Here is a 24,197-nt window from a genome sequence, read left to right as displayed (position 1 = left end):
TCGGCCCGTCAAGGACAGCGGGGCGTCTCGGACGAGCGCCCACACTATCGGTCGGTCATGACGACGGCCCGCCGCCTGTGGACAACCCACGTGCGACGGGCCGTTCGCACCGTATGTGCGGATGCCCGGGGGCCGTTCGCCGGCCCGGTGGCCGGTGAGCGGCGCGGCGGCCGGTCAGACCGCGGCCTTCTTCAGGCGGCGGCGCTCCCGCTCGGACAGGCCGCCCCAGATGCCGAAGCGCTCGTCGTTGGCGAGGGCGTACTCGAGGCACTCGGAGCGGACCTCGCACGCGAGGCAGACCTTCTTCGCCTCTCTCGTGGAGCCGCCCTTCTCGGGGAAGAAGGACTCGGGGTCGGTCTGGGCGCACAGCGCGCGCTCCTGCCAGCCGAGTTCCTCGTCCGCGTCGTCGACCAGCAGTTGCTCCACGAGCTCGGTCATGTGCGCCCCTCGTCCGTCTTTCGCGTCCCCGTGCCTGGCCGACCCGGCCGAACGACACGAGTGAAATTACAAGTGTGCGGCTCCGAGCGAGTCAAGCCGAGATCTGCTATTGGGCCCGTTATTCACTCTGCGGAACCAAGGGCCTGCGTTTAGTGTTCAAATCGGGATAAACCTAGACGCACGGCTGAGCGCACCGAGGAGCACCACCCGGATGTGCGCCATGTGTCCCCGGTACCGGGTGCACAAACCTTTCGCCTCGCAGATGCACCGGATGAGGTGAAGCACGTCGCTCGATCCGGGCCCCGAGTTGACACCGCAGGTGTGAACCGCTGTCCTAGGGGGCATGCTCGCCGACTTCGCACCCATGACGACCCGCATCGCCGGGTCCCTCGGTGCTGTCGGCACGCGTTTCAGCTGTTGTTGCTGTACCTGCTGTTGAGCCGACCGCGCTCCAGCCGACCCCGGGCCCACTCCGGCCCGCGTGTCCCGCCGTTCCCGCACCCGCTCGGGGACACCCGCCCGTAGGCCCGTGATCCGGGCCGGGGCCCAGCGACACCCAGCCACCGCCTCTGAGCCGAGGAAACCCCACACCCCCATGAACAGCGACAACGACCTCCAGATCGCCGGTGACCTCCTCGAAGTCCCCCACCTGCTGCAGCCGCCCCGCGAGCACCCGGTGACCGTCGCCGAGTTCGCCGGACTGGCCCGCGCGGTCGCCGCCGACCGCGACGCGTGGGCCCACCTGGTCCGCTACGACGCCACCACCCGCTGGTACCACCGGCTGCGCACCGGCCCCGGCTACGAGGTGTGGCTGCTGTCCTGGGTGCCCGGCCAGGGCAGCGGACCGCACGACCACGGCCCCTCCTCCGGCATCCTCACCGTGCTGGAGGGCACCCTGACCGAGCGCACCGACCGGGGCACCCGCACCCTCACCGCCGGTGCCCAGCGGGTCTTCGCGCCCGGCTATGTGCACGACGTGGTCAACGACGCGCTGGAGCCCGCGATCAGCCTGCACGTCTACTACCCGGGCCTCACCGAGATGCCGATGCACACTTCCCCCAACTGCGAAGCCCGTACCGAGCCGAGCCCGGCCGGGGTGTGATCACCGGCCGCACGGGCTGTCGGCGGCTGCTGACACACTGATCCCATGCGCATTGTGGTTCTGGCAGGCGGCATCGGCGGTGCCCGTTTCCTGCGCGGTCTGAAGCAGGCCGCCCCGGACGCGGACATCACGGTCATCGGCAACACCGGCGACGACATCCATCTCTTCGGGCTGAAGGTCTGTCCGGACCTCGACACCGTGATGTACACGCTCGGCGGCGGCATCAACGAGGAGCAGGGCTGGGGCCGGGAGGGCGAGACCTTCCACCTCAAGGAGGAGCTCGCGGCCTACGGCGCCGGACCGGGCTGGTTCGGGCTCGGCGACCGGGACTTCGCCACCCACATCGTGCGGACCCAGATGCTGGGCGCCGGGTATCCGCTGAGCGCGGTCACCGAGGCACTCTGCGACCGCTGGAAGCCGGGCGTGAAGCTGATCCCGATGACCGACGACCGGGTGGAGACCCACGTCGCCGTCGACCTGGACGGTGAGCGCAAGGCCGTCCACTTCCAGGAGTACTGGGTGCGGCTGCGCGCCTCCGTGCCCGCCGAGGCGGTCGTGCCGGTCGGCGCCGAGCAGGCCAAGCCCGCGCCCGGTGTGCTGGAGGCCATCGCGGCGGCCGACGTCATCCTCTTCCCGCCGTCCAACCCGGTGGTGTCCGTGGGCACCATCCTCGCGGTGCCCGGCATCCGGGAGGCCATCGCCGACGCGGGCGTCCCGGTCGTCGGCCTCTCCCCCATCGTCGGCGACGCGCCGGTGCGCGGGATGGCCGACAAGGTGCTCGCCGCCATGGGCGTGGAGTCCACCGCCGCCGCGGTCGCCGCGCACTACGGCTCGGGGCTGCTGGACGGCTGGCTCGTCGACACCGTGGACGCCGGTTCCGTCGGGACGGTGGAGGCGGCCGGCATCCGCTGCCGCGCCGTCCCGCTGATGATGAGCGACCTGGACGCGACCGCCGCCATGGCACGGGAGGCGCTGGAGCTGGCCCAAGAGGTGGGGACCGCGTGAGCGGCTACCGGGTCTGGGCGCCTGCCGGTCTGCCCGAGGTGGCACCGGGCGACGACCTGGCCAAGCTGATCGCCTCGGCCGAGCCGGGCCTCACCGACGGGGACGTGCTGCTCGTCACCTCCAAGATCGTGTCCAAGGCCGAGGGACGGATCGTCCGGGCCGCCGACCGGGAGGCCGCGATCGACGCCGAGACGGTGCGCGTGGTGGCCCGGCGCGGACCCTTGCGCATCGTGGAGAACCGGCAGGGCCTGGTCATGGCCGCCGCCGGGGTCGACGCGTCCAACACCGCCGTGGGCACCGTACTGCTGCTGCCCGAGGACCCGGACGCCTCCGCGCGAGGCATTCGCGAGGGGCTGCGGGAGGCGCTCGGCGTCACCGTGGGCGTGATCGTCACCGACACCTTCGGCCGCCCCTGGCGCGCCGGGCTCACCGACGTGGCCATCGGCGCGGCCGGGGTCGACGTCCTGGACGACCTGCGCGGCGGCACCGACGCGCACGGCAACCCGCTCTCCGCCACCGTCGTCGCCACCGCCGACGAACTCGCCTCGGCGGGCGACCTGGTCAAGGGCAAGGCGGCCGGGCTGCCGGTGGCGGTCGTCCGCGGCCTGCCCCACGTGGTCACCGAGGCGGCCGAGCAGGGCGAGGGCGCGCGGGCGCTGGTGCGCTCCGCGCGGGACGACATGTTCCGGCTCGGCACCTCCGAGGCGGTACGGGAGGCGCTGAGCCTGCGCCGTACCGTGCGGGCCTTCACCGACGAGCCGGTCGACCCCGGCTCGGTGCGCCGCGCGGTGGCCGCCGCCGTGACCGCGCCCGCCCCGCACCACACCACGCCGTGGCGGTTCGTGCTGCTGGAGTCGGCCGAGTCCCGGCTCAGGCTCCTCGACGGGATGCGGAACGCCTGGATCGCCGACCTGCGCCGGGACGGCAAGAGCGAGGAGTCCATCGCCAAGCGGGTCCGGCGCGGTGACGTCCTGCGCAACGCGCCGTACCTCGCGGTGCCCTGCCTCGTCATGGACGGCTCGCACACCTACGGCGACGTGCGGCGGGACGCGGCCGAGCGGGAGATGTTCGTGGTGGCCACGGGCGCGGGCGTGCAGAACTTCCTGGTCGCGCTGGCCGGGGAGCGGCTGGGCTCGGCCTGGGTGTCGTCCACGATGTTCTGCCGTGACGTGGTCCGCGAGGTGCTGGACCTGCCCGACGGCTGGGACCCGATGGGCGCGGTGGCGATCGGCCACGCGGCCCAGGAACCCCCGGCCCGCCCGGCGCGGGAGGCGGGGGCGTTCATCGAGGTGCGCTGAAGGACCGGGACGAAGGCCCTAGTCTCGTAGGGCACCCCCGACCCCATCCGCACCCCTAGGACCCCTCCCCGTGGCAGGACGTTTCGCCCCCCGGCCCCCGTCGCACGCGACCGTGCGCGACGGCGGGGTTCCGGCGCCCGTGGTGCCCCGGCAGGCGGCCGGGCCCCGGACGCGGACCTGGGTGCCGGAGGGGCCGTACGACGTCGGGCTGGTGCTGGGGCCGCTGCGGCGCGGCGGCGGTGACCCGACGTTCCGCGCGACCCGGGACGGCTCGGTGTGGCGGGCCACCCGCACGCCCGCCGGACCCGGCACGCTGCGCGTGTACGCGTGCGGCGGCGAGGTCCGCGGCGAGGCGTGGGGGCCCGGCGCCGACTGGCTGCTGGAGGGGCTGCCCGAGCTGCTGGGCGCCGCCGACGACCCCGACGTCTTCGAGCCCCGGCACCGGCTGGTCGCCCTCGCCCGGCACCGGCGTCCCGGACTACGGCTGACCCGGACCGGGCTGGTGCTGGAGTCGCTGATCCCGTCGGTGCTGGAGCAGAAGGTCACCGCCGACGAGGCGTACCGGGCGTGGCGGCGGCTGGTGAGCTGGTTCGGGGAGCCCGCACCGGGCCCGGCCGGTACGGGTGAGCGCCCGATGTGGGTGATGCCCGCGCCCCGGACCTGGGCGCTGATCCCGTCCTGGGAGTGGCACCGGGCGGGCGTGGACGACAAGCGGGCCTCCACCATCCTGCGGGCCGTCCGGCTGGCCGCGCGGCTGGAGCAGACGGTGGGGATGCCCCCGGCCGAGGCGCGAGCCCGGCTTGAGGTCGTCCCCGGCGTCGGCCCGTGGACCTCGGCCGAGGTGGTGCAGCGCAGCCATGGCGCGCCGGACGCGGTGACCACGGGCGATCTGCACCTGCCCCGCATCATCGGCTGGGCGCTGGCCGGGAACCGGGACGCGGACGACGCGGAGATGCTGCGCCTGCTGGAGCCGTACGCCCCCGAAGGCCAGCGGCACCGGGCCGCCCGCTACGTCCTGCTCAGCGGCAACACCCCGGCCCGCAGGCACCCGAAGATGCGGAAGACGGACATCGGCCGGTGGTGAGCGGGACTACTGGTCGGAGGAGAACCTGACCGCCCCGGCCGGGATACGCGCGTCGCACCACACCCGGACCCCGTCCCGCAGCTCGTTGTCGGCGCCGACCACCGCGCCGTCGCCGATGACCGCGCCGGTGAGGACGGACCGTTCGCCGACGCGGGCCCGGCTGCCGATGAGGGAGTCGGTGACGACGGCGCCGGGCTCGATGACCGCGCCCGGCAGGATCGTGGACCCGCACACCCGCGCCCCCTCGGCGACGAACGCGCCCTCGCCCACCACCGTGCCCCCGGTCAGCTTCGCGTCCGGCGCGACCCTGGCCGTGGGCAGGATCAGCCGGTCCCCGCGCCGGCCGGGCACGGCGGGTGAGGGCGCGCGGCCCATGACGAGGTCGGCCGAGCCCCGCACGAAGGCGGCCGGGGTGCCGAGGTCGAGCCAGTAGGTGGAGTCGACCATGCCCTGGAGGTGCGCCCCGGCGGCCAGCAGGCCGGGGAAGGTCTCGCGCTCCACGGATACCGGGCGCCCGGCGGGGATGGTGTCGATGACGGAGCGGCGGAACACGTAGGCGCCCGCGTTGATCTGGTCGGTGACGATCTCCTCGGGCGTCTGCGGCTTCTCCAGGAAGGCCAGCACGCGCCCGGTGTCGTCGGTGGGGACCAGCCCGTACGCGCGGGGGTCGGCCACCTTGGTCAGGTGCAGGGAGACATCGGCGCCGGTGGACTCGTGGGTGTCGACCAGGGCCCGGATGTCGAGGCCGGTGAGGATGTCGCCGTTGAAGACCAGGACGGGCTCGTCCGGGCCGGAGCGCAGCCGTGCGGCCACGTTGCGGAGGGCGCCGCCGGTGCCCAGCGGCTCCGTCTCGGTGACGTACTCCAGGTGCAGGCCGAGGGCGGAGCCGTCGCCGAAGTGGGGTTCGAAGACCTCGGCGAGATAGCTGGTGGCGAGGACGACGTGGTCGACGCCCGCCGCTCTCGCTCTCGCCAGCTGGTGCGTGAGGAACGGCACCCCGGCCGCCGGGACCATGGGCTTGGGCGTGTGCACGGTGAGCGGCCGCAGCCGCGTGCCCTTGCCGCCGACCAGGAGGATCGCTTCTGTCACCTGTCGTCTCCGCTTCCTGCCGGGACCGGCGGAACGTGTCGTTTCGGCCGGTCAGTGTATGCGTGCGGTGCGACGGCGACCCCCATGGCCGCGCGATGTCCTGGAGATCGGCGTACGTCGTCCCCCGGCCGTACGCGTCCGCGCGGGCGGCGCCGCCCGCCAGGAGGCTGCCACCGCCGGACCCCGCTCATGTACGGGCCGGGGCAGCCGTTCTGAGCGGCCGTCGGGCGCGGCTTCGCCCCGTACCCTTGCGCGGGTGAACGCCACCGATCGCACCCCAGCCGACCTGCTGCGTTCCGCGCTCGCCGCGGACGCCGGACGCCCCCTGGTGACCTTCTACGACGACGCCACGGGCGAACGCGTCGAGTTGTCCGTCGCCACCTTCGCCAACTGGGTGGCCAAGACCGCCAATCTGCTCCAGGGCGAACTGTCCGTGGCCCCCGGCGACCGGGTCGCGCTGCTGCTGCCCGCGCACTGGCAGACGGCCGTGTGGCTGCTGGCGTGCGCGTCGGTGGGTGCGGTCGCCGACGTGTCCGGGAACCCGGCCGCCGCGGACGTGGTGGTGAGCGGGCCGGACACCCTTCAGGAGGCGCGGGCCTGCCGGGGCGAGCGGGTCGCGCTGGCGCTGCGCCCGCTGGGCGGCCGGTTCCCGCAGGTGCCGGAGGGCTTCATGGACTACGCCGCCGAGGTGCCGGGCCAGGGCGACCAGTTCGCCCCCTTCGCACCGGTGGACCCGGAGGAGCCCGCGCTGATCGTGGCCGGGGCCGAGTTCAGCGCGGCCGAGGTGGTGGAGCGGGCGCTCGCCGACGCGCCCGGCCTCGACCTGACCGGGCCGGGCTCCCGGCTGCTGTCGGGGCTGCCGTACGACACCTGGGCCGGGCTGAGCGCGGGGCTGTACGCGCCGCTGGCCGCCGGGGGCTCCGTGGTGCTGTGCCGCAACCTCGACAAGCTGTCCCCCGACGCGCTGGCGCAGCGCATCGACACCGAGCGGGTGACCGCCTCCCGGCACTGAGGCCACCCGTTAGGCCCAGCAAAGGGCGGCCTCGGGCCGTCCGCGCCGCCATGGTCGTAGGAGAGCAGGACGTGACGTCCGGACGACCGCGAGGGGTGGTGCCGCCGTGCCCGAGAGCGCGGACGACTCCGCCGTGCCCGGCGCCTCGGCCACCGGGGACGGCCTCGCACGGCGGCGCCGGAGGCGGTGGCTGACGGGCGGCGCGCTCGGCGCGGCCGTGCTGCTCCTGGCGGCGGGCGGAGTGGGCTGGGCGCTGTACGCCCGGCTCAGCGACAACATCACCCCCGACGAGGCGGCCGCGCGCGAGCTGGCCCGCTACGACGAGGAGCGGCCCACCGCGCTGGTGTCGGGCGCCCAGAACATCCTGCTGATCGGCACCGACAGCCGGGCCGGGAGCGGCAACGGGAAGTACGGGCGGGACTCGGGCACGGAGCGCTCGGACACCACGATCCTGCTCCATCTGGCGGCCGACCGGCGCAGCGCCACCGCCGTCTCGCTCCCCCGCGACCTGATGGTGCGCGTCCCGGCCTGCCCGCGCACCGGCGGCGGGCAGGCCGCGCCGTCGTTCGCCATGTTCAACACCGCCTTCCAGGTGGGCGGTTCGGCCTGCACGATCCGTACCGTCGAGGAGCTGACCGGCATCCGGGTCGACCATCACATGGTCGTCGACTTCAGCGGGTTCAAGCAGCTGGTGGACGCCGTCGACGGGGTGCGGGTGTGCCTGCGCGAGCCGATCGACGACAAGGCGGCCAAGCTGAGGCTGCCCGCCGGCCGGGTCACGCTCAACGGCGAGCAGGCGCTCGGCTACGTACGCGCCCGCAAGACGCTCGGGGACGGCAGCGACACCGAACGGATGGACCGCCAGCAGCGGTTCCTCGGCGCGCTGGTCGAGAAGGTGCGCAGCGACGACGTGCTGCTGAACCCGGTGAAGCTGTACCCGGTGCTGGACGCGGCGACCTCCGCCCTCACCACCGACCCCGAACTGGCGAGTCTGCGCGGCTTGTACCGGTTGGTCCGGGGGCTGCGCGACATCCCCACCGAACATGTGCAGTTCCTCACGGCACCTCGCGAGGCGTACGTCTACGACTCCGACCGTGACCAACTGGTGCAGCCGGAGGCCGGGGAGCTGTTCGCCCGGCTGCGCGCGGACCGGCCCGTCGAGGTGGCGGACACTTCGCCGGAAAACGGTGGCAAATCCCCTGACGACAACGCGGGAAAGCTCCCCTCGGCGACCCCCACGTACCGGGGCAGTACCGCCGCCGTGCACGCGTGTGAGTAATCCCCACACCAAATCGACGAACTTTTGTTCAGAGGAATGAGCGGGATTGCCCAGTTCTAGGAACGTGGAATTCATCACGGGCGTCGCTCGACCCTGAACAGGGCGGATAGTGTGAGCGATCCGGTGCACCCGGCCCGCCAGGCTCGCCCTGCGGCCGCGCACCGTTTCACCGAGACCCGAGCGCCTACGAGGGGGAAGGCGCCGCGTGGCCCCGACGGAGGATTCGGACAACCGTGGACGCGCAAAGCCGTGGGCGGGCGGAGAACATCGACCCCGCAGACCAGTGGGTACTCAATCCGAACACCGGCGAATACGAACTGCGACTGAGTAATTCCGCTCCGCAGTCGCCGGTTCCCGGACCGCGGGCTTCCCGGCGGGGTCGCCCCGCCGGTCCCGAGGCCGAGCACGGCCGCGGCGGCGCTCCCGTGCGCGAGGCGCCGGAACGCGACGCCGAGGTGCCGCAGCCGCGCCGCCGCAGGGGGGCCGAGCCGGAACCGCCGCCGGGACGGCGCAACCGGCGCCCGGTGAAGAAGAAGTCGAAGGCCAAGAAGATCGTGGCGTGGACCGGCGGCGGCATGGCGCTGGTGCTGGTCGCCGCGGGCTCGGCGGGCTACCTCTATCTCAAGCACCTGGAAGGCAACGTCTCCGCGACCGATGTCGGCAGCGCGGCGAAGCAGGGCTTCAGCAAGGACGACGCCTTCAACATCCTGATCATCGGCACGGACCGCCGCACCGGCAAGGGCAACGACCACTACGGCGACAAGAACAGCGTCGGCCACGCGGACACCAACATCCTGCTGCACGTCGCCAAGGACCGCACCAACGCGACGGCGCTGAGCATCCCCCGTGACCTGGTCGGGGACGTGCCGGACTGCGAGACCAACCAGCCCGACGGCAGCAAGAAGGTCATCCCCGGCTCCAGCCAGGTCCGCTTCAACGAGAGCCTCGGCCAGGAAGGCCGGGACGCGGGCTGCACGATGCGCACGGTGAAGGCGGTCACGGGCATCACGCCGGACCACTTCATGATGGTCGACTTCAACGCGGTCAAGACGCTGACCACGGCGGTCGGCGGCGTGCAGGTGTGCCTGAAGCACGCGGTGCAGGACAAGGACTCCCACCTGGACCTGCCCGCGGGCCCGTCCAAGATCGAGGGCGAGCAGGCGCTGGCGTTCGTCCGTACCCGGCACGCCTGGGGCAACGCGGGCGACCTGGACCGGATCAAGGTGCAGCAGCAGTTCATGGGCTCGCTGATGCGGGACATGTCCTCCAGCGACACCCTCACCAACCCCACCAAGCTGCTGGACCTCGCCGAGGCGGCGACCAAGGCGCTCACCGTCGACCAGGGCATCAAGACCGTGAGCACGCTCAAGGACATAGCCCTCGAGCTGAAGAAGGTCCCGCCGAAGAACATCACCTTCATGACGGTGCCGGTGAAGGACAACCCGGCGGACGGTGCCATCCACAAGACGGTCATCCTCAATCCGGACCTGGCACCGGCCATCTTCGACGCCATCAACGGCGACGTCTCCTTCACCGACGTCAAGAAGAAGGAGAAGGCGGCCAAGGACGCCCTGGCCGCCCGGTTGAAGGGCACCAGGTCGGCGCCGTCCGACGTGCGGGTGCGCATCATGAACGGCGGCGCGGTGGGCGGCAGCGCTCAGGCGGCCCTGATCTGGATGCAGACCGAGAAGGGCATCCTCAAGTCGGAGAACGCGGGCAACGCCCCGGCCGAGGTGAGCAGGACGACGCTGGAGTACGCGCCGGACCAGGCGCCGCAGGCGCGCGAGCTGGCCGCCCTGATGGGTCTGCCCGGCGCGGCGCTGAAGCCGGGCAAGAGTGTCACCAACGCCCAGGGGCTGCCGACGATGTCGCTGACTCTGGGCAAGGACTTCAAGGGGGCGGGCGTCTCGCTCACCGCTCCGGCCAAGGCGCCGGAAGTGACCGACAAGTCCACGGCCGACAAGGTCGAGTGCGCCTCGTAAGTAACCCATCGGGCCCGTCCTGCGTCTAACCCGGCGCGGGACGGGCCCGTTTGCTGCGTGTGTGGTGGAAGGACGGGGAGTTGTCGCAAAGTCGGGTACGGGGGAGGGGTTCGGTGGCGCAGGGCACCAGAGAACGCGCACCGAGGGCCGACGGCCCGCGCGACGGAGGCCCGGGGCGGGGCGGTCGGCGGCGTGACGGAAAACAGGCGGGACGGCCGGGCGGGCGGCGCGCGCTGCGCTGGTCGGCGAGTGTGCTGGCGCTGCTGATACTCGGCACGGCCGGCGCCGGTTACCTGTACTACGAGCATCTCAACGGCAACATTCAGGCGGGGGCGCGCAGTGGCAGCGACGACTCCCGGGCGCACCGTGCCCGGCCCAACGCGGACGGCCAGACCCCGCTGAACATCCTGCTGATCGGCTCCGACAGCCGGGCCTCCGCGGCCAACGTCAAGCTGGGCGGCAGCAAGGACAACCGCAACAACCCGCCCCTCGGTGACGTGCAGATGCTGATCCACGTCTCCGCGGACCGGCAGAGCGCCGCCATGGTGAGCATCCCCCGCGACACCCGCGTGGACATCCCCCAGTGCAAGGACGCCAAGTCCGGGAAGGTCTACCCGGCGACCAACGACATCATCAACACCACGCTGGCCCGCGGCGGCGCGGGCTGCACCCTGGCGACCTGGGAGAACCTCACCGGGGTCTACATCGACCACTGGATGACGATCGACTTCGCCGGAGTGGTGCGGATGGCCGACGCCATCGGCGGGGTCGGGGTCTGCGTCAATCAGAACGTCTGGGACCGCTCCACGGCCGCCCAGCGCGGCGGCTCCGGCCTGAAACTGACCGCGGGCACGCACAAGGTCCAGGGCGAGCAGGCCCTCCAGTGGCTGCGCACCCGGCACGCCTGGGGCAGTGACGTGATGCGCGCCCGCGCCCAGCACATGTACCTGAACTCGATGATCCGCACGCTCAAGGGCCAGAACGTCTTCACCGACAGCGGTCGGCTGATGGACCTGGCGGAGGCGGCCACCAAGTCCCTGACGGTGTCCGACGAGATCGGCAGCGTCAAGAAGCTCTACGACCTCGGCATGGAGCTGAAGGCGGTGCCGACCAACCGCATCACCTCGGTGACCATGCCCAACATCGAGGACCCGCGGAACAACTCGCACGTGCTGCCCGCGCAGGGCGGCGCCGACAAGCTGTGGCAGATGCTCCGCGAGGACGTGCCGCTGGACAAGAACGGCAAGGCGGAGAAGAAGACCGTCGCCGACGCCGAGCCCGTCAAGGCGGCGTCGGCCGCCCCCGACCGGCTCGGGGTGCAGGTGCAGAACGGCACCCGGAGCAGCACGCTGGCCCCGGTCAGCGGCCGCGCCCGCGCGGTGGCGAGCGCCCTGGGGGCCAAGGGGTACGCCCAGGCCCAGGCGGACACCTCGGCGGCGCCGTCCGCCGACGAGACGGTGGTGCGCTACCCGAGTGCCGACATGGAGGGCGACGCCCAGGCCGTGGCCAAGGCGCTGGGCGTCCCCGCGAAGCAGGTGGAGCGGTCCACCGACGTCTCCGGCGTGACCGTCGTGGTCGGCACGGACTGGCGGACCGGCGACACCTACCCGAAGAAGGCCGCCCCGAAGGCCGGTGACCTGCCCGGCGGTACGGACGCCATCAACGGCTCGGACCAGACGTCCTGCATGGACGTGTACAAGCCGTACCGGTGGTAGGCAGCACCGGCAGGTGGTAAGGGAAGGGCCTCTCCCGGCTGCGGGAGGGGCCCTTCCCCTGTCGTCGCCGAGTGCGGGGCGCTCGCGTTACCGCGAACGGGGGACACCGGTGCGCGCCGTCGCGGCCGCGACGTGGGCTGGAGATCGTATCGACCTACGGTGATCACATTCCCACGTACGGCCGCAGCCCGGAGGTGTCCCTTGCCCAGACCGCCCCGGCCCCCCTCCCCCTCCGCCCGAGGCGCGGGAGGTGCGGGTGGTGCCCCCAGGCCGCCGCGTCGGCCGCGGCCGCCCGGCCGGGTGCGACGGCGTCCCCTCGCCCGGAAGCGGCGGCCGCGCTGGGCGGTGCGGGCGGTGACCGCGCTGTCGGTGGTGGTGCTCGCCTCCGCCGGGATCGGGCACGCGGTCGTCACCGGCCTGGACTCGGGGATCGCCCGGGTCGACGCCTTCAAGGACATGAAGAACCGGCCCCGCGCGGGCCACGGCATGAACGTGCTGCTGGTCGGCACCGACGGCCGGGACAAGATCACCGAGGCGGAGCGGCGCGCGTACCGGCTGGGCGGCGCGCCCTGTCACTGCACGGACACGGTGATGATCGTGCACATCTCGGAGGACCGGGAGCGGGCCAGTGTGGTGAGTCTGCCGCGCGACTCGTACACCGAGGTGCCCGAGCACGTCGACCAGACCACCGGTGAGCGGCACCACGCGCACCCGATGAAGCTGAACGCGGCGTACGCCGAGGGCGGGGCGCAGCTCACGGTGCGCACGGTGGAGGCGATGACCCATGTGAAGGTCGACCACTATCTGGAGGTCGACTTCACCAGCTTCATGAAGACGGTGGACGTCCTCGGCGGGGTGAAGATCTGCACCCCAAGTCCGCTGAAGGACTCCTACACCGGACTGGACCTCGCGCCCGGCCCGCACACCCTGGCCGGCGGCCAGGCGCTCCAGTACGTCCGTGCCCGGCATGTCGACGGGGCGAGCGACCTGGGCCGGATGCAGCGTCAGCAGCGTTTCATGGCCGCGCTGATCGAGCGGGCCACGTCCTCGGGGGTGCTGTTCAACCCGATGCGGTTCCGGGACGTGACGCGGGCGGTGCTCGGCTCGGTGCGGGCGGACAACGGCTTCGGCACCGACGAGCTGCTCGACCTCGGCCGGGCCATGCGGAACTTCTCGCCCTCGTCCTCGGAGTTCACCACCGTGCCCATCGGGCAGATGGGGTTCGCCGTGAAGGGCATCGGCTCGACGCTGAAGTGGGACCCGGTCAGGTCCGAGCAGCTCTTCAAGAACCTGCGCGACGACAAGCCGCTCGCCACGCACCCGGTGCGCAAGGCCCCGGCGGCGACGACCGTCGAGGTCGACCCGCACTCGGTCCGGGTGCGGGTGGAGAACGCCACCGGCACGGCGGGACTCGGCCGGAAGGTGGACGCGGCACTCGCCGCGACCGGCTTCGCCACCACCCACCGGCCGGTGACCGTCGGGCACCCGGTCGCCCGCACGGTGATCTCCTACGACCCCCGCTGGGACCGCTCCGCCCGCTCCCTGGCCACGGCCCTCCCCGGCAGCGAACTCCGCCCGGTCCCCCGCCTCGGCCCGGTCCTCCGCGTCACGGCGGGCACCGACTGGAAGTCCGTCCACCCGGTCAGGGCTCCGCAGATCGCCACCCCGGACGCGCCGGTGGTCCGGGGCGACGAGGTGGTGTGCTCGGGCGAGGCGTAGCGCTGCGCGGCTTGGGCGGGGTGGGGGCGGCGGCCGGTACGGCTCTCCCCCACCAACGGGTCCTGGGCTCGGCGCGGGTCCGGGTGAGGCCGCCGTCAGGTGCGGCTGCCTCGCCCGGAGTCGGACTCGCCCCGGTCCGCCCGGTGCCGGTCGGCCGGGGCCGAGGTGGTGGTTCGGTGTCGGCGGCGGGCTGAAGCGGAGATCCACCGGGGCTCGATCACCGTATCGATCCGTCCCGCGCGGAGAGCACCCGCGGCGCGTGCCGTGTTCCGTCGACGCTCGGCGCGGGCGTTCAGTCGGTGATGCCCTCCGCCGCGCGGCGTTCGCGGAGTTCGCGGATGGCGCGCCTGCGGGCGAGGCGGTGGGTGCGGCGGATCTGGGCCTCCTGGTGGCGGCGGCGGTCGCGTTCGGTCTCCGGGATCACCGGGGGTACCTGGCGCGGCTTGCCGTCGGCGTCGACGCCGGTGAAGACGAGGTAGGCGGAGCCGACCTGGGTGGCGGGCGCGGACTCGTTCCAGCGCTCGGCCAGGACCCGCACGCCGATCTCCATGGAGGTGCGGCCGGTCCAGTTCACCTGGGCCTTGACGTGGACCAGGTCGCCCACGCGCACCGGCTCCAGGAAGACCATCTCGTCCATGGACGCCGTGACGGCGGGGCCCCCGGAGTGGCGGCCCGCCACGGCGCCCGCGGCGTCGTCGACGAGCTTCATGATCACACCACCGTGCACCGACCCCAGAAGGTTGGTGTCGTTGTGGGTCATGATGTGGCTGAGGGTGGTGCGGGAAGCGGAAGTGGGCTTGCCCGGAATCTCCGGAGAAGCGGCCGGCGCCTGGTCTGTCATGTCCCCCACCTTATGCCGAAGCCGCTTTCGCGGAATTTATGTCGGGTTCGCAACAGAGGCGCTCCGATTTTCCGACAACCCTTGTAAGGCATCGGTCGGCACCCTGCACACTGGGTCGCATGAATGACTGGCCCGAGGGATGGTCCGACGACGAGCGCGCCCCCCGCTACGGACGCGGCAGCGCCGGTGCGCAGCCGGAAGCCCCGCGCGTGATGCGGCAGGTACGCCGCCCGGCCGCGCCTCCCGGCCCCGGTGCGCCGCAGTACGGCGGCGGGGTGCCGAGGCAGCCGTCGTACGTCGACGGCCAGGGCCATGACGGCTACGACAGCGGGTACAACACCGGCCAGGTCTACGGCGGTGGCGGTCCGGGCGGCCCCGGCACCCCGGCCGGTACTCGCGGCCCCCGCCCGGCGCCCAACTGGGGCCGCCGGATCAAGGTGGGCACGATCACCCTGGCCGCTGTGCTGCTCGTCACCTCGGTGGCCACCTACTTCTGGGCCGACTCCAGGCTGAACCGGGACGTCGACCTGTCCCAGGTGATCGACCGCCCCTCGGAGGGCGAGGGCACCAACTACCTGATCGTCGGCTCCGACAGCCGCAAGGGCATGTCGAGCGAGGACAAGAAGAGACTCCACACGGGGTCGGCCGAGGGCCAGCGCACGGACTCGGTGATGATCCTGCACGTCGGCTCCAACGGCGACACCCTGATATCGCTGCCCCGCGACTCCGACGTGGTCGTCCCCTCCTACAAGGGCTCCACCTCGGGCAAGGTCTACCCCGCGAGCGGACGGCACGCGAAGCTGAACGCGACGTACGCCGAGGACGGCCCGACCCTGCTGACCCGGACCGTGGAGTACAACACCGGGCTGCGCATCGACCACTACGTGGAGATCGGCTTCGCCGGTTTCGCCAACATCGTGGACGCGGTCGGCGGCGTCGACATCAAGATCGACAAGGGCTTCAAGGACAAGTACTCCGGCGCCGACTTCCAGGCGGGCGAGCAGACCCTCAACGGCGAGCAGGCCCTCGCCTTCGTCCGCACCCGGCACGCCTTCGCCGCCTCCGACCTGGAGCGGACCAAGAACCAGCAGAAGTTCCTCGCGGCGCTGGCCCACCAGGTGGCGACCCCGTCGACCGTGCTGAACCCCTTCAAGTTCTACCCGACGATGGGCGCGGGCCTGGACTCCCTCAGCGTCGACAAGGACATGGGCCTGTTCGACCTGGCCTCGATGTTCTGGGCGATGAAGGGCGTCAGCGGCGGCGAGGGCAAGTCGATGAACATGCCCGTCTCCGGCTCCGTCGGCGGCAACCTCGTCTGGGACAAAGCGAAGGTGAAGACCCTGGTCGACCAGCTGAAGAACGACGAGACGGTCACGGTCTCGGGCAACTGAGCCCGTACACGCCGAAGGCGCCTCCCCCGTCGAGCAGGGGAGGCGCCTTCGGCGTACCGGCTGCTACTTCGGCAGGTTGCGGGCCATCACGACGCGCTGGACCTGGTTGGTGCCCTCGTAGATCTGGGTGATCTTGGCGTCGCGCATCATGCGCTCGACCGGGTAGTCACGGGTGTAGCCGTAGCCGCCGAGCAGCTGGACGGCGTCCGTGGTGACCTCCATCGCCACGTCCGAGGCGAAGCACTTGGCGGCCGCGCCCTGGAAGGTGAGGTCGGCGTCGCCGCGCTCGGAGGCGGCCGCGGCCTGGTAGGTCAGGGCGCGGGCGGCGGCGATCTTCATCGCCATGTCGGCCAGCATGAACTGGATGCCCTGGAAGTCGGCGATCGGCTTGCCGAACTGCTTGCGCTCCTGGACGTAGCCCTTGGCGTAGTCCAGGGCGCCCTGCGCGACACCGAGGGCCTGGGCGGCGATGGTGATGCGGGTGTGGTCCAGCGTCTTCATCGCGGTGGCGAAGCCGGTGCCCTCCTCGCCGATCATGCGGTCGGCGGGGATGCGGACGTTGTCGAGGTAGACCTCGCGGGTCGGGGAGCCCTTGATGCCGAGCTTCTTCTCCGGGGCGCCGAAGGAGACACCCTCGTCCGACTTCTCGACCACGAAGGCGGAAATGCCCTTCGAGCGCTTCGTCGGGTCGGTGACCGCCATCACCGTGTAGTACTCGGAGACGCCCGCGTTGGTGATCCAGCGCTTCACGCCGTTGAGCACCCAGAAGTCGCCGTCGCGGACCGCCTTGGTCTTCATGCCCGCCGCGTCCGAACCGGCGTCCGGCTCGGAGAGGCAGTACGAGAACATCGCGTCGCCCTTGGCGAGCGGGCCCAGGTACTTCTTCTTCAGCTCCTCGGAGCCGGAGAGGATCACCGGGAGGGAGCCGAGCTTGTTCACGGCCGGGATCAGCGAGGAGGACACGCAGGCGCGGGCCACCTCCTCGATCACGATGACCGTGGCGAGCGCGTCGGCACCGGCGCCGCCGAACGCCTCCGGGACGTGGACCGCGTGCAGGTCGCCCGCGACCAGGGCGTCCAGCGCCTCCTGCGGGAAGCGGGCCTCCTCGTCCACGGCGGCGGCGAACGGCGCGATCTTCGCCTCGACCAGCGAGCGGACGCTGTCGCGGAGCATGTCGTGCTCCTCGGACGGGCGGTACAGGTCGAAGTCAGCCGATCCGGCCACGGTCTCTCACGCTCCAAAGACACAGTGAAACTGACGCTAATTACCGTTAAGTAACTGAAGTTTAATCGGCCGCTCCCGGCCCGCATAGGTGAGCTTGACGACAGCGGGAGATTTCCCCCGCGCGCCGCACGACTATGCTCGGGGGCCGCATCATCGACGTACCCCGGCTGGAGCACCCATGAGCCTCAAGATCACCGTGATCGGCACCGGCTATCTCGGCGCCACACACGCCGCGGCCATGGCCGAACTCGGCTTCGAGGTGCTGGGGCTCGACGTGGTCCCCGAGAAGATCGCGATGCTGGAGCGGGGCGAGACCCCGATGTACGAGCCCGGCCTCGACGAGCTGCTGCGCGCGCATGTCGCGGGCATCGAGGGCTCGACCGGACGGCTCCGCTTCACCACCGACTTCGCCGAGGTGGCGGAGTTCGGCGACGTGCACTTCGTCTGCGTGAACACCCCGCAGAAGCACGGCGAGTACGCCTGTGACATGAGCTACGTGAACTCCGCGATCGCCTCCCTCGCCCCGCATCTGCGGCGCCCGGCGCTGGTCGTCGGCAAGTCGACGGTGCCGGTCGGGTCGGCGGACCGGCTCGCCGCCTACCTCGCCGAGCACGCGCCCGCCGGGGCCGACGCCGAGCTGGCGTGGAACCCGGAGTTCCTGCGTGAGGGCTTCGCCGTCCAGGACACCCTGCACCCGGACCGGATCGTGGTCGGCGTACGCGGCGAGCGGGCGGAGAAGCTGCTGCGCGAGGTGTACGCGACCCCGCTCGGCGAGGGCACCCCCTTCGTGGTGACCGACTTCCCGACCGCCGAGCTGGTGAAGACGGCCGCGAACTCCTTCCTCGCCACCAAGATCTCCTTCATCAACGCGATGGCCGAGGTGTGCGAGGCCGCCGACGGCGACGTGGTGAAGCTGGCGGAGGCCATCGGGCACGACGAACGGATCGGGAAGAAGTTCCTGCGCGCCGGGATCGGCTTCGGCGGCGGCTGCCTGCCCAAGGACATCCGGGCGTTCATGGCGCGCGCCGGTGAGCTGGGTGCGGACCAGGCGCTCACCTTCCTGCGCGAGATCGACTCCATCAACATGCGCCGTCGCGGGCAGATGGTGGAGATGGCGCGGGAGGCGCTCGGTGGTGGCTCGTTCCTCGGCAAGCGGGTCGCGGTGCTCGGCGCCACCTTCAAGCCCGACTCCGACGACGTCCGGGACTCCCCCGCGCTGAACGTGGCCGGTCAGATACACCTCCAGGGCGGCCAGGTCACGGTGTACGACCCGAAGGGCATGGCGAACGCCCGCAAGCTGTTCCCGACGCTGGGCTACGCCGACTCGGCACGGGAGGCGGTCCAGGGTGCGGACGTGGTGCTGCACCTGACCGAGTGGCGGGAGTTCCGCGAGCTGGACCCGGCGGAGCTGGGCGAGGTCGCGGCGGCCCGACTGGTGCTGGACGGGCGTAACGCGCTGGACCCGGAGCCGTGGCGCAAGGCCGGCTGGACGTACCGGGCGATGGGCCGCCCGACCGCGTAACCCGCTGTTCCACGACGCCGGTTCGGCCGAGGCTCAGTCGGCCGAACCGGCGTCTGTGCGCATTGTGCACCACTTGGCCGGGCGGCGGCCGGTCAACCCCCCGGCTCTTACCTGTCCTTGGCCCGGTAGCGGCGCATCTTCGCGCGTGCCCCGCACACCTGCATCGAGCACCAGCGGCCCCGTCCGGCGGGGCTGCGGTCGTAGTACGCCCAGTGGCAGGTCGGCGCCTCGCACGCCTTGAGCCGCTGCCAGGTGCCCTCGACCAGCGCCCCGGCGACGGCTGCCGCGACCCGCGAGAGCAGTGGGCCGGTGTCGGCGGGGGTGAGTGCGGCGGAGCCGTCGGTGTCGTCGACGGCGACCAACAGCGGGGCGTGGGCCAGCAGTTCGCCGAGCGGGGGGACCGTGGCGTGCGGCGGGTGTCCGGCGTGCGCGAGGAGGGCGGCGCGCAGCGACTCGCGCAGCGCGCGGGCGGTGTCCAGCTCGTCGTCGCCGATCCCGAGGCCCGCGCGGCCCTCCTCGGTGTCGAGCGCGTCCCGGCCGCTCTCGATGTCCAGGGTGTTCACCAGGGACTCCACCAGGGCGAGGCTGCCCGGCGCGGCCGATCTCTCACTCATGCTTGCGACGTTACCTCTCATGCGGGACCATGAGGTAACCGTTACCGGTAACCAGGCTTTACTAGTAACCGAGGAGGAAGTCATGGCTCTCGCCGAGCTGGGCGCGGTCGTCCTGGACTGTCCCGACCCCGAGGCACTGGCCGGTTTCTACGCCGAGATCCTGGACGGCACGGTGGAGGGGGACGCCGACTGGGTGGACCTGCGCACCCCGACCGGCCAGACCGTCGCCTTCCAGCGCGCCCCCGGCCACGTCCCCCCGGCCTGGCCCTCCCCCGACGGCTCCCAGCAGTTCCACCTCGACCTCACGGTCCCCGACCTGAACGAGGCCGAGAAGCAGATCCTCACCCTGGGCGCCAAGCCCCTGGACACGGACGCCCCCACCCGCACCTGGCGCGTCTACGCCGACCCGGCGGGCCACCCCTTCTGCCTCTGCGCCTGCTGACACCCCGGAGGGTCACTCGCCTCCCGCCGCCTCGATGACCTCGTCCAGGGTGTCCCTGGTGCGGTGGAGGTCGGTGATGAGGCGGTCGATGCGGACGCGTTCCTCGGTGAGGTCGGCCAGGAGTTTGGGGGTGGCCCGCTCCGAGGGGCCGCCGTCCTGGTCGCGCATGCAGGGGAGCAGGTGGCGGATGCGGTCGCTGTGCAGGCCCGCCGCGTACAGCTCCTGGATGCGGACGACACGGTCGACGGCGGCCTCCGGGAACTCCCGCTGGCCGCCCGCCGTGCGCGCGGCCGCGAGCAGGCCCCGGCTCTCGTAGTACCGCAGCGACCGCTCGCTCACTCCGGTACGCCGGGCCAGTTCACCGATCCGCACATCCGCCTCCGGGCTTGAACCTGACACTGATGTCAGCTTCTACGGTACGGCCATGACGGACTTCCTGGCCCCGGCCCGGCTCGGCCAACTCACCCTCCCCCACCACCTGTTGATGGCGCCGCTCACCCGCAACCGCGCGGCGGCGGACGGCACCCCGACCCCGCTCATGGCCGACTACTACGCCCAGCGCGCCTCCGCCGGGCTCATCATCGGCGAGGCCGCGACCCCGAACGCGGTCGGCCAGACCTACCCCGACATCGCCGCGCTGCACACCGACCGGCACACCAAAGGCTGGCGCGAGGTCACCGAGGCGGTCCGGGCGGGCGGCGGGCACATGTTCCTCCAGCTCCAGCACGGCGGCCGGGTCAGCCACCCGGTGACGACGGGGCTGACCCCCGTGGCGCCCTCCGCCGTACCGCTGCCGGAGACGATCTTCACGCGGCAGGGGCAGCTGCCCGCCCCCGTGCCCCGCGCGATGACGCCCGCCGACATCGGCGCCACCGTCGCCGACTTCGCCGCCGCCGCCCGGCGGGCGATCGAGGCGGGATTCGAGGGCGTGGAGGTGCACTCCGCCAACGGGCATCTGCTGCACCAGTTCCTCGCCGGGAACACCAACCGCCGCACCGACGCCTACGGCGGCCCGCCCGAGCACCGGGTGCGCTTCACCGCGGAGGTGACCGAGGCGGTGGCGGACGCGATCGGCGCCGAGCGGGTGGGCGTACGGATCTCGCCGGGCGGCACGGTCAACGGCATCGAGGAGGACGACACCCACGCCCTGTACCCGGCCCTCGTACACCGCCTGCGCGACATGGGCCTCGCCTATCTGCACCTGGTCCGCGCCGACCCCGGCGACGGGCTGTACCGGCGGCTGCGTGCCGACTGGCCCGGCACGCTGATCGGCAATCCGGTGCTGACCGACCTGACCACCGGGGCGGTGGCGCGGGCGGCGCGGGAGATGCTGGCCTCCGGCGCGGACCTGGTCGCCCTCGGCCGCCCCTACATCGCCAACCCGGACCTGATCGCCCGGCTGCGGAAGGGCGCGCCCCTCAACCCGCTCCGCGAGCGGTACCTGATGTACGTGGGCGGGGCCGACGGTTACACCGACTACCCCGCCCTCGCGGACCGCTAGCCGTCCAGCGACCCGATCGTCGCGGTGGAGGCCGGACGGGCGGCGCGCTGTTCGCGGGCGACGTCCTCCGCCGCGCCCAGCACGCGGACCGCGTTCTGCCAGGTCAGCTTGGCGAGGTCCGGCTCGGACCAGCCGCGGTCGAGGAGCTCCGCGATCAGGTTCGGGTAGCCGGAGACGTCGTTCAGGCCGTCCGGGGTGAACGCGGTGCCGTCGTAGTCGCCGCCGATGCCGAGGTGGTCGATCCCGGCGACCGCGCGCATGTGGTCGAGGTGGTCGGCGACCGTGGAGACGGTGGCGACGGGACGCGGGTGGCGCTCCTCGAACTCCCGGTGGACCTTCATGCCCGCCTCGCTGGTGTCGAGGTGGTGCAGACCGTGCGCGCGCATGTTGTCGTCGGCGGCGGCCGTCCAGTCCACGGCGGCCTGGAGGACGAACTTCGGCACGAAGGTCACCATCGCCATGCCGCCGTTGCCGGGCAGCCGCTCCAGCACGTCGTCCGGGATGTTGCGCGGGTGGTCGCAGACGGCACGCGCGGAGGAGTGCGAGAAGATCACCGGCGCCGAGGTGGCGTCCAGCGCGTCCCGCATCGTCGTCGCCGCGACGTGGGAGAGGTCGACCAGCATGCCGAGCCGGTTCATCTCGCGGACGACCTCACGGCCGAACGCGGTCAGCCCCCCGGCCTTCGGCTCGTCGGTCGCCGAGTCCGCCCAGTCCACGTTGTCGTTGTGGGTGAGCGTCATGTAGCGGACGCCCAGCGCGTACAACCCCCGCAGCGTGCCGAGGGAGTTGGCGATGGAGTGACCGCCCTCCGCGCCCATCAGGGAGGCGATACGGCCCGAGGCACGGGCCGCCTCCATGTCGGCGGCCGTGAGCGCGGGCGCCAGCTCGGCCGGGTACCGCTCGATCAGCCGCGTCACACAGTCGATCTGCTCCAGCGTGGCGGGCACCGCGTCGGGCAGGTCGGAGCGCACGTACACCGACCAGTACTGCGCCCCGACGCCGCCCTCGCGCAGGCGGGGCAGGTCGGTGTGCAGGTGCGCGCCCTGGTCACCGGCGATGTCCCGCGCGGCGAGGTCGTAGGCGACCTGCTCGCGCAGCGCCCACGGCAGGTCGTTGTGCCCGTCGACGACGGGGAACTCGCGCAGCAGCGCGCGGGCCTGGTCCAGAGAGTCCGGAGAGGTCATCGGCGTCTACTTCCCGAATCCGAAACCGGCCGAGCCCTCGACCTTGGCACGGAGACGCTTGCCCTTCTCCGTGGCCTGGTCGTTCAGCTCCTGCTGGAAGTCGCGCATCCGCTGCAGGAGGTCCTCGTCGTGCGCGGCGAGCATGCGGGCGGCCAGCAGACCGGCGTTGCGGGCGCCGCCGACGGAGACCGTGGCGACGGGCACACCGGCGGGCATCTGGACGATGGAGAGCAGCGAGTCCATGCCGTCCAGGTACTTCAGCGGCACCGGCACACCGATGACCGGCAGCGGCGTCACCGAGGCGAGCATGCCGGGCAGGTGGGCGGCGCCGCCCGCGCCCGCGATGATGGCCTTCAGCCCGCGGTCGGCGGCCTGCTCCCCGTACGCGACCATCTCGCGCGGCATCCGGTGCGCGGAGACGACGTCCACCTCGTACGGGATCTCGAACTCGTCGAGGGTCTTGGCGGCGGCCTCCATGACGGGCCAGTCGGAGTCCGACCCCATGACGATGCCAACAACGGGGCTCATTCGGTGATCGTGCCCTTCAGATAGCCGGCTGCGTGACGGGCGCGCTCCAGCACGTCGTCCAGGTCGTCGCCGTAGGTGTTGACGTGACCCACCTTGCGGCCGGGCTTTACGTCCTTGCCATACATGTGGATCTTGAGCTGGGGGTCGCGGGCCATGCAGTGCAGGTACGCGGAGTACATGTCCGGGTAGTCGCCGCCGAGCACGTTGACCATGACCGTCCAGGGCGCGCGCGGGCGCGGGTCGCCGAGGGGGAGGTCGAGGACCGCGCGGACGTGGTTGGCGAACTGCGAGGTGATCGCGCCGTCCATCGACCAGTGGCCGGAGTTGTGCGGGCGCATCGCCAGCTCGTTGACGAGGACACGGCCGTCGCGGGTCTCGAACAGCTCCACCGCGAGGTGTCCGACGACACCCAGCTCCTTGGCGATGTTCAGCGCCATCTGCTCGGCCCGCAGCGCGAGACCCTCGTCCAGGTCGGGCGCGGGCGCGATCACGGTGTCGCAGACCCCGGCGACCTGCCGGGACTCCACCACCGGGTAGGCGACGGCCTGGCCGTGCGGGGAGCGCACGACGTTGGCGGCCAGCTCGCGGACGTAGTCGACCTTCTCCTCGGCCAGCACCGGCACGCCCGCCCGGAAGGGCTCGGCGGCCTCGGCCTCGGAGTCGACGACCCACACGCCCTTGCCGTCGTAGCCGCCGCGCACCGTCTTCAGGACGACGGGGAAGCCCTCGCCCTCCGCGGCGAACGCGGCCACGTCGGCCACGTCGGCCACGATGCGGTGGCGCGGGCAGGGCACGCCGATCTCCGTGAGCTTCGCGCGCATCACGCCCTTGTCCTGGGCGTGCACGAGCGCGTCGGGCCCCGGCCGGACGGGGATGCCGTCCGCCTCCAGAGCCTTGAGGTGCTCGGTCGGCACGTGCTCGTGATCGAAGGTGATCACGTCACAGCCGCGCGCGAACTCACGCAGCGTGTCGAGGTCGCGATAGTCGCCGATGACGACTTCGCTCACGACCTGCGCCGCGGAATCCTGGGGAGTGTCACTGAGGAGCTTGAACCTGATGCCCAACGGGATGCCCGCCTCGTGCGTCATACGCGCGAGCTGCCCCCCGCCGACCATGCCGACTACCGGGAACGTCACCCCTCTAGCGTATCGGCCGTCGGGACCGCTCCGGACGGCCGGCGTCCCGGCACCCCGGGCGCGCATCTCTTACCCGGCCCTTGCCCGCCTC

At 72.2% G+C, this 24,197-nt stretch carries 22 protein-coding genes; 13 read left to right on the top strand and 9 right to left on the bottom strand.

Annotation, left to right across the window (positions count from 1 at the left end; genetic code table 11):
• Positions 1 to 174: 174 nt before the first annotated feature.
• Positions 175 to 438: a WhiB family transcriptional regulator gene (locus ACIPPM_RS27085; RefSeq protein WP_030377564.1), complete on the bottom strand. Its 264-nt coding sequence runs from the start codon at positions 436 to 438 to the stop codon at positions 175 to 177.
• Between the two features lie 595 nt (positions 439 to 1,033).
• Between ACIPPM_RS27085 and ACIPPM_RS27080 the strand changes: the two genes are divergently transcribed.
• The 4 genes from ACIPPM_RS27080 (at position 1,034) to ACIPPM_RS27065 (ending at position 4,927) form a co-directional block, all read left to right on the top strand.
• Positions 1,034 to 1,540, top strand: a complete 507-nt coding sequence (locus ACIPPM_RS27080; protein WP_401452445.1) for a cysteine dioxygenase — start codon at positions 1,034 to 1,036, stop codon at positions 1,538 to 1,540.
• 45 nt (positions 1,541 to 1,585) lie between these two features.
• Entirely contained in the window at positions 1,586 to 2,545 is a 960-nt protein-coding gene (gene cofD, locus ACIPPM_RS27075) for a 2-phospho-L-lactate transferase (RefSeq protein WP_401452443.1), read from the top strand.
• Complete coding sequence (locus ACIPPM_RS27070; RefSeq protein ID WP_401452441.1) at positions 2,542 to 3,843, top strand: coenzyme F420-0:L-glutamate ligase; 1,302 nt, start codon at positions 2,542 to 2,544, stop codon at positions 3,841 to 3,843. The genes cofD and ACIPPM_RS27070 overlap by 4 nt, the downstream gene beginning before the upstream one ends.
• Before the next feature lie 70 nt (positions 3,844 to 3,913).
• Positions 3,914 to 4,927, top strand: coding sequence for a DNA-3-methyladenine glycosylase family protein (locus tag ACIPPM_RS27065; RefSeq protein ID WP_401452439.1), 1,014 nt, complete (start codon positions 3,914 to 3,916; stop codon positions 4,925 to 4,927).
• A gap of 6 nt (positions 4,928 to 4,933) precedes the next feature.
• Here the strand turns inward: ACIPPM_RS27065 and ACIPPM_RS27060 are convergent, their stop codons facing one another.
• Positions 4,934 to 6,016: a sugar phosphate nucleotidyltransferase gene (locus tag ACIPPM_RS27060; protein WP_401452437.1), complete on the bottom strand. Its 1,083-nt coding sequence runs from the start codon at positions 6,014 to 6,016 to the stop codon at positions 4,934 to 4,936.
• A gap of 256 nt (positions 6,017 to 6,272) precedes the next feature.
• Here ACIPPM_RS27060 and ACIPPM_RS27055 point away from each other — a divergent pair, with 256 nt between their 5' ends.
• From ACIPPM_RS27055 to ACIPPM_RS27035, 5 genes are all read left to right on the top strand, one after another.
• Positions 6,273 to 7,028, top strand: a complete 756-nt coding sequence (locus ACIPPM_RS27055) for a TIGR03089 family protein (RefSeq protein WP_393607192.1) — start codon at positions 6,273 to 6,275, stop codon at positions 7,026 to 7,028.
• 106 nt (positions 7,029 to 7,134) lie between these two features.
• Positions 7,135 to 8,307, top strand: coding sequence for an LCP family protein (locus tag ACIPPM_RS27050; protein ID WP_401452434.1), 1,173 nt, complete (start codon positions 7,135 to 7,137; stop codon positions 8,305 to 8,307).
• A 233-nt stretch (positions 8,308 to 8,540) separates the two neighbouring features.
• Positions 8,541 to 10,289, top strand: a complete 1,749-nt coding sequence (locus ACIPPM_RS27045; protein ID WP_401452432.1) for an LCP family protein — start codon at positions 8,541 to 8,543, stop codon at positions 10,287 to 10,289.
• A 113-nt stretch (positions 10,290 to 10,402) separates the two neighbouring features.
• Positions 10,403 to 12,004, top strand: a complete 1,602-nt coding sequence (locus ACIPPM_RS27040; protein ID WP_401452430.1) for an LCP family protein — start codon at positions 10,403 to 10,405, stop codon at positions 12,002 to 12,004.
• Between the two features lie 345 nt (positions 12,005 to 12,349).
• Positions 12,350 to 13,723 carry an LCP family protein gene (locus ACIPPM_RS27035; protein WP_401452502.1) on the top strand — a complete coding sequence of 458 codons (1,374 nt, stop codon included), beginning with the start codon at positions 12,350 to 12,352 and terminating at the stop codon, positions 13,721 to 13,723.
• Between the two features lie 292 nt (positions 13,724 to 14,015).
• Here the strand turns inward: ACIPPM_RS27035 and ACIPPM_RS27030 are convergent, their stop codons facing one another.
• Positions 14,016 to 14,564, bottom strand: coding sequence for an acyl-CoA thioesterase (locus tag ACIPPM_RS27030; RefSeq protein WP_389006837.1), 549 nt, complete (start codon positions 14,562 to 14,564; stop codon positions 14,016 to 14,018).
• A gap of 119 nt (positions 14,565 to 14,683) precedes the next feature.
• Here ACIPPM_RS27030 and ACIPPM_RS27025 point away from each other — a divergent pair, with 119 nt between their 5' ends.
• The gene (locus tag ACIPPM_RS27025) at positions 14,684 to 15,955 is read left to right on the top strand and encodes an LCP family protein (protein WP_401452428.1); all 1,272 of its coding nucleotides are present in this window, start codon (positions 14,684 to 14,686) and stop codon (positions 15,953 to 15,955) included.
• A gap of 63 nt (positions 15,956 to 16,018) precedes the next feature.
• Here the strand turns inward: ACIPPM_RS27025 and ACIPPM_RS27020 are convergent, their stop codons facing one another.
• Positions 16,019 to 17,179 (bottom strand): acyl-CoA dehydrogenase family protein, encoded by a 1,161-nt coding sequence (locus tag ACIPPM_RS27020; RefSeq protein WP_389006831.1) that lies wholly within the window; start codon positions 17,177 to 17,179, stop codon positions 16,019 to 16,021.
• 178 nt (positions 17,180 to 17,357) lie between these two features.
• On the opposite strand from ACIPPM_RS27020, the gene ACIPPM_RS27015 reads away from it, so the two are divergent.
• Positions 17,358 to 18,701 carry a UDP-glucose dehydrogenase family protein gene (locus ACIPPM_RS27015; protein ID WP_401452426.1) on the top strand — a complete coding sequence of 448 codons (1,344 nt, stop codon included), beginning with the start codon at positions 17,358 to 17,360 and terminating at the stop codon, positions 18,699 to 18,701.
• A 107-nt stretch (positions 18,702 to 18,808) separates the two neighbouring features.
• On the opposite strand, the gene ACIPPM_RS27010 is transcribed toward ACIPPM_RS27015, so the two are convergent.
• Positions 18,809 to 19,315: a CGNR zinc finger domain-containing protein gene (locus ACIPPM_RS27010; protein WP_401452424.1), complete on the bottom strand. Its 507-nt coding sequence runs from the start codon at positions 19,313 to 19,315 to the stop codon at positions 18,809 to 18,811.
• Positions 19,316 to 19,397: 82 nt separating this feature from the next.
• Here ACIPPM_RS27010 and ACIPPM_RS27005 point away from each other — a divergent pair, with 82 nt between their 5' ends.
• Positions 19,398 to 19,757, top strand: a complete 360-nt coding sequence (locus tag ACIPPM_RS27005) for a VOC family protein (RefSeq protein ID WP_401452422.1) — start codon at positions 19,398 to 19,400, stop codon at positions 19,755 to 19,757.
• A gap of 12 nt (positions 19,758 to 19,769) precedes the next feature.
• Here the strand turns inward: ACIPPM_RS27005 and ACIPPM_RS27000 are convergent, their stop codons facing one another.
• Positions 19,770 to 20,129 carry a MerR family transcriptional regulator gene (locus ACIPPM_RS27000; protein ID WP_401452500.1) on the bottom strand — a complete coding sequence of 120 codons (360 nt, stop codon included), beginning with the start codon at positions 20,127 to 20,129 and terminating at the stop codon, positions 19,770 to 19,772.
• Positions 20,130 to 20,181: 52 nt separating this feature from the next.
• Here ACIPPM_RS27000 and ACIPPM_RS26995 point away from each other — a divergent pair, with 52 nt between their 5' ends.
• On the top strand, positions 20,182 to 21,258 hold the full coding sequence (locus tag ACIPPM_RS26995; protein WP_401452420.1) for an alkene reductase: 1,077 nt from the start codon (positions 20,182 to 20,184) through the stop codon (positions 21,256 to 21,258).
• Here ACIPPM_RS26995 and ACIPPM_RS26990 read toward each other — a convergent pair.
• From ACIPPM_RS26990 to ACIPPM_RS26980, 3 genes are read right to left on the bottom strand one after another with little or no spacing between them, the layout of a single operon-like run.
• The gene (locus ACIPPM_RS26990) at positions 21,255 to 22,442 is read right to left on the bottom strand and encodes a dipeptidase (RefSeq protein WP_401452418.1); all 1,188 of its coding nucleotides are present in this window, start codon (positions 22,440 to 22,442) and stop codon (positions 21,255 to 21,257) included. The genes ACIPPM_RS26995 and ACIPPM_RS26990 overlap by 4 nt on opposite strands.
• Positions 22,443 to 22,448: 6 nt before the next feature.
• The gene (gene purE, locus ACIPPM_RS26985; protein ID WP_401452416.1) at positions 22,449 to 22,970 is read right to left on the bottom strand and encodes a 5-(carboxyamino)imidazole ribonucleotide mutase; all 522 of its coding nucleotides are present in this window, start codon (positions 22,968 to 22,970) and stop codon (positions 22,449 to 22,451) included.
• Complete coding sequence (locus tag ACIPPM_RS26980) at positions 22,967 to 24,106, bottom strand: 5-(carboxyamino)imidazole ribonucleotide synthase (RefSeq protein WP_401452414.1); 1,140 nt, start codon at positions 24,104 to 24,106, stop codon at positions 22,967 to 22,969. Before ACIPPM_RS26980 ends, purE begins: the two co-directional genes overlap by 4 nt.
• Positions 24,107 to 24,197 lie beyond the last annotated feature (91 nt).

The sequence above is a fragment of the Streptomyces sp. NPDC090119 genome (assembly GCF_044747085.1).
Taxonomy (GTDB): domain Bacteria; phylum Actinomycetota; class Actinomycetes; order Streptomycetales; family Streptomycetaceae; genus Streptomyces.
The sequence above is the reverse complement of the archived record's forward strand: the minus strand, read 5'-3'. Positions and strand labels throughout refer to the sequence as shown.

Coding starts and splice junctions, on each gene's coding strand:
- ACIPPM_RS27085 (WP_030377564.1), bottom strand. CDS start 438: ATGACCGAGCTCGTGGAGCAACTGCTGGTCGACGACGCGGACGAGGAA.
- ACIPPM_RS27080 (WP_401452445.1), top strand. CDS start 1,034: ATGAACAGCGACAACGACCTCCAGATCGCCGGTGACCTCCTCGAAGTC.
- cofD (WP_401452443.1), top strand. CDS start 1,586: ATGCGCATTGTGGTTCTGGCAGGCGGCATCGGCGGTGCCCGTTTCCTG.
- ACIPPM_RS27030 (WP_389006837.1), bottom strand. CDS start 14,564: ATGACAGACCAGGCGCCGGCCGCTTCTCCGGAGATTCCGGGCAAGCCC.
- ACIPPM_RS27025 (WP_401452428.1), top strand. CDS start 14,684: ATGAATGACTGGCCCGAGGGATGGTCCGACGACGAGCGCGCCCCCCGC.
- ACIPPM_RS27015 (WP_401452426.1), top strand. CDS start 17,358: ATGAGCCTCAAGATCACCGTGATCGGCACCGGCTATCTCGGCGCCACA.
- ACIPPM_RS27010 (WP_401452424.1), bottom strand. CDS start 19,315: ATGAGTGAGAGATCGGCCGCGCCGGGCAGCCTCGCCCTGGTGGAGTCC.
- ACIPPM_RS27005 (WP_401452422.1), top strand. CDS start 19,398: ATGGCTCTCGCCGAGCTGGGCGCGGTCGTCCTGGACTGTCCCGACCCC.
- ACIPPM_RS26995 (WP_401452420.1), top strand. CDS start 20,182: ATGACGGACTTCCTGGCCCCGGCCCGGCTCGGCCAACTCACCCTCCCC.
- ACIPPM_RS26990 (WP_401452418.1), bottom strand. CDS start 22,442: ATGACCTCTCCGGACTCTCTGGACCAGGCCCGCGCGCTGCTGCGCGAG.
- purE (WP_401452416.1), bottom strand. CDS start 22,970: ATGAGCCCCGTTGTTGGCATCGTCATGGGGTCGGACTCCGACTGGCCC.